This is a genomic window from Streptomyces sp. NPDC023541 (genome assembly GCF_055559995.1).
In genome coordinates this window covers 1-7837 of record NZ_JBVHJO010000038.1, presented here as the reverse complement: position 1 = coordinate 7837, position 7837 = coordinate 1, and the positions used below count along the sequence as shown (strand labels likewise).

5 protein-coding genes and 2 pseudogenes are annotated in these 7837 nt (G+C 69.2%); 5 read left to right on the top strand and 2 right to left on the bottom strand.

All coding sequences use genetic code 11. The annotated features are described in order from the left end of the window. The first annotated feature begins 91 nt into the window (after window positions 1-91). Window positions 92-568 (top strand): hypothetical protein, encoded by a 477-nt coding sequence (locus ACZ3X1_RS37205; RefSeq protein WP_467283988.1) that lies wholly within the window; start codon window positions 92-94, stop codon window positions 566-568. 184 nt (window positions 569-752) lie between these two features. Here the strand turns inward: ACZ3X1_RS37205 and ACZ3X1_RS37200 are convergent, their stop codons facing one another. Beyond that, on the bottom strand, window positions 753-947 hold the full coding sequence (locus tag ACZ3X1_RS37200) for a hypothetical protein (protein WP_463314541.1): 195 nt from the start codon (window positions 945-947) through the stop codon (window positions 753-755). 318 nt (window positions 948-1265) lie between these two features. On the opposite strand from ACZ3X1_RS37200, the gene ACZ3X1_RS37195 reads away from it, so the two are divergent. Together ACZ3X1_RS37195 and ACZ3X1_RS37190 are read left to right on the top strand one after the other, a co-directional pair. Beyond that, window positions 1266-1634 (top strand): hypothetical protein, encoded by a 369-nt coding sequence (locus tag ACZ3X1_RS37195; RefSeq protein ID WP_390080439.1) that lies wholly within the window; start codon window positions 1266-1268, stop codon window positions 1632-1634. A 92-nt stretch (window positions 1635-1726) separates the two neighbouring features. Next, window positions 1727-4747 carry an NACHT domain-containing protein gene (locus ACZ3X1_RS37190; RefSeq protein WP_467283981.1) on the top strand — a complete coding sequence of 1007 codons (3021 nt, stop codon included), beginning with the start codon at window positions 1727-1729 and terminating at the stop codon, window positions 4745-4747. Window positions 4748-5198: 451 nt separating this feature from the next. On the opposite strand, the pseudogene ACZ3X1_RS37185 reads toward ACZ3X1_RS37190, so the two are convergent. Continuing rightward, window positions 5199-6558, bottom strand: a pseudogene (locus tag ACZ3X1_RS37185) (NF041680 family putative transposase). Between the two features lie 138 nt (window positions 6559-6696). Between ACZ3X1_RS37185 and ACZ3X1_RS37180 the strand changes: the two are divergent. Continuing rightward, window positions 6697-7131: pseudogene (locus ACZ3X1_RS37180) on the top strand (glutaredoxin domain-containing protein); the annotation flags it as partial. A gap of 242 nt (window positions 7132-7373) precedes the next feature. Next, window positions 7374-7664 (top strand): hypothetical protein, encoded by a 291-nt coding sequence (locus tag ACZ3X1_RS37175; protein ID WP_390080442.1) that lies wholly within the window; start codon window positions 7374-7376, stop codon window positions 7662-7664. Window positions 7665-7837 lie beyond the last annotated feature (173 nt).

Below are 7837 nucleotides of genomic sequence, written 5' to 3'. Positions count from 1 at the left end.
GAGGTGAACGTCGGCCCGCTGCAGGCCGACGAGCTGCCGGGCCATCTGCGGCCAGTCCGCGCCCTGCATCAGCACGGCCAGGATCGTCGCCATGGGGGGGACGGTGCGCTACTTGCGGGCGCTGGTGGTGCAAGTGTCACAACTGGGGGACGTAGGGGGCGAGGCCGACGATGAGCGAACCGCTTGCGGGGCTGGAGCGCGAGTATCGACCCGATACACGCTTGACCTGTCATGGCTGCAGGGCAGCCTGTCCCAGATCGCGGGCTTCACTGCGCAGGAGGACTGGTTCACCCGACAGATGCAGACGCTCTATGCCAGCGACTGGCTGGATCGACTGGTCAGCGAGACTCCGGCTGAGCCGCCGGTGAATGCGCCTGCGGGCACGGCTGCGGAACTGGAGGCGTCAGCCGCCGCCTTCCAGGAACAAGTCCAGTATCTTCCGCTGGCCGAGCAGAAGAAGTTGTTCCTGTCCTTCATGGTCACGGTCGGGGTCTCGTTGTGTGTCTTGGCGGCGGTAACGGTTCGGCGAGGTGGTCGAGTTGGACCGCGTAGTGGGCGGCTTTGGTGATGCGTTCGGTGTCGTCGTGGATGGCGGATGAGGCGGGGTGAGGATCCGATGCGGCCGGCGGTGCGCTGGTGGAGGTAGGCGGTGTGTGGAGGGGTGGGTGAGGTCGAGGGCGTTGTCGATGTCGGTGATGACGTCGCGGAAGGGTTCGCGGGTGCCGTGGCGGGCGGGGAGGGGGCCGCAGGTGCTAAGCGTGGCGCGGCGCGGCGAGCTGGGCGCCGCAGGTGCCGCTGAACAGGGGTGTGTCGGTGACGTTGATGCCGGCGTAGACGAACGTCGCGGGCAGACGTTCGGTGAGATCTTTGAGCAGGTCGGCGGCCTGGGCGCCGGTGGTGGTGCGGGGGTTGAGGCGGTGGATTTCGTCGATGAGGACGAGTTGCACTCCTGCTGGGTGTAGGTGTGGCAGACGGCGTCTGTGATGTGGGTCTGGGTCATGCGGGTGGTTGTGGGGATACCGAGGTAGCCGGCGAACTCGGTGATGAGGGCTTTCGCGGTGGCGCCGGGCGGGACAAGGACGCGGCTGCCGCGGTGTGGGCTGATCCGGGCGGGGGCGGGTTTTTGCGGGTGTGGGCTCGTCGGGGCAGCGGGTGCACCCCTGACGTACCCGTGTTTCGGGGCAGGACGCACGGAGACAATTACGAGTGGCACACCGTCGGCCTTCTCAGGCCACGGCGGCTGGATTCCGGGGCAGGGGGGAAGCATGTCGCGTGCGTGGAAGGCCGCGGCCATCGTGGTGGCCTTGGCGGGAACGGGCTCCACACCATTGATCTGGGCACTGGACGGTTCGGACGCTGGACAGCTCACCGGGGCGTCCATCCAGGCCGCCGTCGGCATCGCGGCCCTGGTCTGGGCACTGCTCCAGCCCCGCGCCCCCCGCGCCACGGCGCCCCGTACGGAGGACACGGCGGTGCGGACCGGTACGGCGGACGCGAGCGGCGGTGCGCGCGCCGTCTCGGGCATCAGGCGCCAGCCGGGCCAGGGCAGCAGCGGTTCGGCGAAAGCCGAGGACACCGGCAACGCCAGAGCCACCGGCGAGAACAGTCGCGGAGTCAGCGGCATCGACACCTGACCTGCCCCTCGGCGGTCAGACCCTGGCACCCGGCAACCAGCCGGCCCCCACGGTTGAGAGCAGAGCCGGCCGAAGGCGAGGGACATCCGCTCATGACACTAGGAGACCACCAGCCCGGCGAACCGCCCCCCTCCGACCCCGCCGACGAGCAGCAGACAGCCGCCAGCACCACCCCCACCCCCACACCCGCATCCACGCCGACGACCGGAGAGGCCCCCGGCCCCACGATCCACGTGTCCGGGACCGGGAACGTGAACGCCTCCCATGGAGCCTTCGCCAGCTCGGGCTACGTCGACCACGTGACCGTGGTACAGCCTCGGCGATTCCCCAAGGACGCGCAGGGCAGTCCCGACCTCCCGGCACTCTGGGAGCTCCGGCGACGGCGCATGGCCGGTGCGATCATGCTCGGGTGGGTCACACCCCAGCTCCAGGACGCCCGCAAGCGGCTGCACCTGGTTGACGTCCCGATGACCCTGGCCATCAGCACCGACCAGCCCACGCCGCTTCCCCCCGGCACCCCACCACGCGACGTATGCGAACGATCCGCTCGGCAGCTGCTGATCCTCGGGGAGCCGGGCGCGGGCAAATCGACCCTCATGCTGCGCCTGATGGAGGACCTGCTCCGCGACGGCGATCCGTGGACGACACCTCTGCCCGTACCGGTCGTCGTACCGCACGACCGTCCCGCCCCCGCCGACGTGACGGACTGGCTGATCCCCCAGGTGACCGCCTGGTTCGACCTGAAGCCCGCCGAGGTCGCGGCACTGCTCCATTTCGGCCTGCTGGTCCCGTGCCTGGAGGGCCTGGACGCCGTCGCCGAAGCCCACATGGAAGGATGGGCAGCGGCTGTCACCGAGCACCTTTACCGGCACCGCGAGCAACCGATGGTCGTAGCGAGCCGCGAGGCGACGGCGCAGGCCATGCACCTCGGCTCGGCCCTCACCGGCAGCGTCCGGATCCAGCCCCTCACCAACACACTGCTCGACGATGCCGTCGCCTTGCTCGGTGACAACCGCCACCCTGTCCAGGACCTGCTCGCCGACAACCCGGGCATCAGAGAATGGTGTACCACCCCGCTGATGCTGGCGGTGGTCGCCGCAGTGGACCCCGGCGACTGGGACGCCCCCTCGCACGACGAGGTCCTGCAGTTCGCGGTCACCTCGTCCGACCCCCGCCACCTTCAGGCGACATGGGAATCGGCACAGTCCAGGCAGCACCTGCGCGAGCAGTACGCGGCCCTGCGGCACTACATCGACAGCCTGCTGCGGGAACCCGCCCCCGCTCCCGCCACCCCACTCCGCAACCCCCGCAACACCCGCAGGACCAGCAAGAGCTGGCCGTTCGAACGACCCGTGCCTCCGGTACCCACACTGCGCTCGGACCCGAAGCTGACCCGCGGGCTGCGCGGCCTGGCGCGCGCCATGAGGTACAGCGGGCAGGAGTACTTCGACGGCGTCACCCTGCTGGCCGCCTCGGACCCGGCCGAAGCCCGCCTCATGGGTGCCCGGCGCTTCGCCCCGCGGGCACGGCAGGAGATCCTGCGGGACCTGGCGATCGCCGGAATCGTCCTGAGCACCCATGCCTACTCCATGGCCCCGGGCGTCCTGCTGCTGTTCGGATGGTCGCTGCTCATGCTCCGGTACACCCAGGTGTACGGCGGGCTGCTTGAGGCTCCGGCTCTGCGCTGGGTCGGGCGCTGGACCCACGTCCTGCCCGGCCAGTGGGGCGCACCGCTGTGGACGGCGGCCCTGGGCTACGTGGTGACGCTCGCGTACGCGCTGATGACGAGGCTGCCCTTCGGGACGGCCGCGGTCGTCGCCGCAGTAATGGCGGCCGCGCTCCTCGTCGTCGGAGCCGGCGCTGGCCTGGCCAAGTTCCGTACCCGCGGCACCGCGGCCGACCCGAGGCGCTCCCTGCTCCGCGTCCTGCTGCGGGGACTCGCCGCCGCAGCCGTGCTCGGCCCGGTCCACGCGGCGGCGGCGTGGTGGTGCGCGGAGCTGGCGGGGACGAAGAGCTTCTCGATCGACCCATGGGCCGGCGACGCGGCCTTCGCCGGCTTCTACGTCTTCACGGTGTCCGGCGGATTCGCGCTGATGCGACACGGGATGGACCGGCTGCGGCTGAGCCTGAACTACGGCGTGCCCTGGCGGCTCGCGGCGTTCCTGTCGACGGCGACCGACCACGGCCTCCTCGTGGTCACCGGCAAGGGGTACCGGTTCGTGCACTCCACGATCCGTTCCGCGGTCGAGGTCGCCCTGGCCGGCCAACCCGTCGACGCATCCGCCCCCACCAGCACCTCCGGCCCTTGGGCGAGCGGGTACGACAGGCCGGACAGGCTCTTCGCCGGGGTGCTGGACGAGACGGTGGCACGGCGCGACATCCGCCTGAAGCTGGCCGGGCGCCCCGACCTCGGGGAGGAGGGCCTGCGGGAATCCCTAACGGCCCGGCGGTCCGCGGTGCTGTCCCAGGTATCCGGTCACGAGGAGGCGTACCGTGCCGTGCTTCACCACACCCGGGCCGCCGACGATGCCGACCCCACGATCAGGTACTACCTCCCGATCGCCCTGGTGTGGCTGCTCCTCGGCACCAGCCCCCTCGTCCGACTGGTCGTTTACGACGGAGAGCCGGTCGGCCTCCTGGAGGGGGCCCTCAGCGTCGGGCTCGTGCTCGCCCTCCTGATCGCACCACTGTGGGTCCTGGGCCTCGAAGACGACGAGCACCCCATCGCGGCGCCGGTCATCGGCACCGTGTACGTCCTCGTGGCCGTACTGTCCCTGATGTTCGCGCTCCTCGGAATCCTGGACAGCCGGTTCGGCCGGGCCTCGCCCGACGCGTTCGACGGCCGGCACCTGGTGGCGGCATGGCTGGGGACCTTCGGCCTGCCCGCCGCGGCGGCGGCCGTCGGTTACGGCATCGGCCGGTCCTTCGACCGCCTGCTCATCGGCCGCCCCGTGAACTGGCCCGCCGCCGAAGCCGCGTTCGAGGAGTGGACGGCCGCCCTGCAACACGAGGCCCTGACCCGCGCCCACGCCCTGCTCGACGACGAACCCCGGCCGGACCCGCCCCGACGCGACGACCACCGCGCCGACCCCGGATCACCGCCCGGGGCGTGATCCGGCACGGGCGCCACCTGCCCGCCGCGTGCCGGTGAGCACGGTCCAGCCCACGTGATGAGGCGATACCTGCGGGGCGAAGCGCCTCACGCAGAGCCCCGGCCACCGGCTCGGGCGCCACGTACGGCCCGTCGCCGCGCCGCAGCGTGCGCGTGCCCCTTGTCCCTGGCCGCCCAGGGCGGTTCTTGCACCCATGCACTCAGCCCCGCAGGTACGGAGCATCCGTGTACGGTCGAGGTCCGCCTCGGCATGGGGGACATCGTGAGCCCCGGCAGGCCCGGCCCGACCTGTTTATCAGTGGGCGGCTCTACCCTGCGGCCATGACGCCGCCCGGATTCGGACTTCTTCGCACGCCTGCTGGCCCGCCACGGCCAGGCCCCCGAGGCGTTCGTCCTCCTGCAGCCCGGGGTCGAGGGCTGGTTCCTCGCCCAGGCCCTAGCTTGTTCTTTATCTACCAGGACCTGCCAGGTCTACCGATTGCTTTTAGGGTCTCGGGGCGTTTGACGGTCTTGCCGACGTCGTAGCGGGGTGCCCGGTGTTTGTTCTTGGCGCCGGGAGGCCGTCCGGGGCCGCTGCCTGTGGGTTTGGGAACACGGGTCGGACAGGCGAGGTGAGCGCGGATGTTCCTGAACCCCCGGCGGACAGGGGCTGGAGTGAGCCGATCGGGGGCTGTGGGTGTCTCCCAGGGGCGGCGGAGGTCCGCGGCGAGCGGCCGGGCGAGCCGGAGCTGGGTGTGGGCGACGATCAGGATCCAGGTCCAGCGGTCCGCCGCCTCGGGAGTACGGAGTTTCGGGGTGGTCCAGCCGAGGGTTTGCTTCGCGAAGCGGAAGGTGTGCTCCAGATCGAAGCGGCGGAGAAACACCTGCCAGAACCGGTTCACATCGTCCGGGGTGGCACCGGTCTTCGACGACCACAACCACACGGGCGGGGCATCCCGGTCCTTCGATAGATGCTCGACCTTCAAACGCATCAACGTTCCCTCGACCAGTGAAAGTTCACCATCATGGTCGAGCCACGAGGAACGGTGAGTGAGTCGGGGGTGGACCCGGTCCCACGCCTGGGTTTCGGCCTTGCCGTAATTGCTGGTGTCGGTGTCCGTGGTGATCGCTGGCTCGGGCCAGGTCTCCGGCTTGGTGAAGCGGAATTCCGGGTCGTGCTTGGGGGCCGGCCGTTGACCCCGTGCAATCCTGGGCGGTTTCGGCAGACGCATGACGCGGTCGGAGCGAACCCTGCCGACCAGCTCGACCGGCAGGTCACGTAAGACCCAGGCCAGGCGCGTGACGTCGTAGTCGGCATCGCTGACGATCAAGATGGCCGGGTCCCCGGCCTGCCACTGGCCCGCAGCGATGAGCCGTTCAACGACTCCTCGGAGCTGGCTGGCGGTGATCGCCGTCGCGTCGTCCTCCGGGCCCAGCCGGACCACGTCCAGGACCGCGGTCCACGACGTGGCGCCCGGCTCCAGCACGGCCAGGAAGGAGTAGGGACAGCCCGGAATGAACTGCGATGCCGACTTCGCGCGGCCGTATACGTGGCAGAACAGGCGCTCCGCCGAGCACGGCGCGTCCGACCGGAGCCACGGCGACACATCGACCGCCAAGACCAGGCGCCCGCCGTCGAAACGCGGAAGCGACAGGCCAGCCAGCACCATCCGCAGCTGATCGACGTCGATGCGGCCGTTGTTCAGGCCTCCGTACATCGCTCCGTGCCCACGACGATGCTCGGGCAACAGCGTCAAGTCCACCGAACTCGCCCCGGAAGCGTGACGCCTCCGCGAACGCTTCCTTCCGAACAGCATCAGGCAGCAGACTCACCCTCACGGCCTTCGTCTTGGTCACGTGCACCTTGGTCGGAGCACATGATCAGACGAAGGCCGACCCCACGTCCGACGAACACCCAGGTGAGCGGCCCAGTTCGAGGCTCATTTCGACTTATCGATAGTCTTCGTCTTCATGACGCGCGCTTGGATCTTGCCGATGCTGCTGATGCTCTGCGGCTCAGTCCTTGCGGCTGGGCTGATCGTCAGCGGGACGCCCGGCGGAGCCGCAGCCTTCCTGCTGGTCTTTGTGCTGCTCGCAAGCGTGAACTCGCCTCTGATTTTCCCGAGGCCGATCAGCACGCTGGAGGCACAGCGCCGCAGCGCGGTCGACGGCTGGCCGGTCGTCTTCTGGCGACCCGGCTGCAAGTACTGCCTTCGACTGCGTATCCGGCTGGGCCGTAGTGCCCATCATGTGCACTGGGTCGACATCTGGCGCGACCCGGCTGGAGCCGCAGCGGTGAGGGCGGCCAACGACGGCAACGAGACCGTGCCGACCGTTATCGTGGCAGGCCAGCCGCACACCAACCCCGATCCCGTATGGGTGCGCGAGCAACTCTTCCGTTCCGCGCCATCGGGGACGAAGCCGATGTTAAAAGACAAGCCTAGGGCCTGTTGCGAAAGTGACTCACGAGATACTGGAGATCGGTGAGCTCAGGCCTGTGGGTGGCACTCGAAGGCGCCATCGCCATTCTCGTTACGAAGCGAACATCGGCTTGTTGGTCTCCTTGGGAAGCACCTGGACCCTGAGAGGACGCCACGGCCCTTGCATATTGGTTCATCGGCCTGAGCGGGCGTCGGTAGACTCCCCATGTGATCAACATGCGCGTGTGCGGTGAGAGCGCTGACGTAGTGGCCAGGGCCGGATGCGGGCTCGACTGGTTCTCTTTGCTCGCGACGGTAGACCGATCAGTCTTCCCGATGCTCGGCGCACTGGACCCTTATCGGGACGCGGTCTTCAGCCAGCGGCAGATACCCAGTCTGCTGGCGGAACTTGAGCAGCTACCGGCCGAGCGTGGTGGCCAGTGGGTCCAAGAAGTCCGAGACTTGTGCCAGGTCGTCACACAGGGAACGCACCGATACCTGGAGTTCATCGGTGACTAGTTCTGTTGCGACTGTGCTGGTCACAGCCATTCGTTGATGGCTGCGATCAGCACCGTCGCTTCGTAGCGGACGGCGAGTTTGATGCCCCTATGGATGTCAACCGAGGGACCCGGCGGCTCCGGTCTGGCCAGCCGGAGGGTTTGCCGGGACGATGAGTCGGTAGATCTCACGCG

What these genes read in the sequence shown, in the direction of transcription:
- ACZ3X1_RS37205 (WP_467283988.1), top strand. Translation starts at nt 92, where the DNA reads ATGGGGGGGACGGTGCGCTACTTGCGGGCGCTGGTGGTGCAAGTGTCA.
- ACZ3X1_RS37195 (WP_390080439.1), top strand. Translation starts at nt 1,266, where the DNA reads ATGTCGCGTGCGTGGAAGGCCGCGGCCATCGTGGTGGCCTTGGCGGGA.
- ACZ3X1_RS37190 (WP_467283981.1), top strand. Translation starts at nt 1,727, where the DNA reads ATGACACTAGGAGACCACCAGCCCGGCGAACCGCCCCCCTCCGACCCC.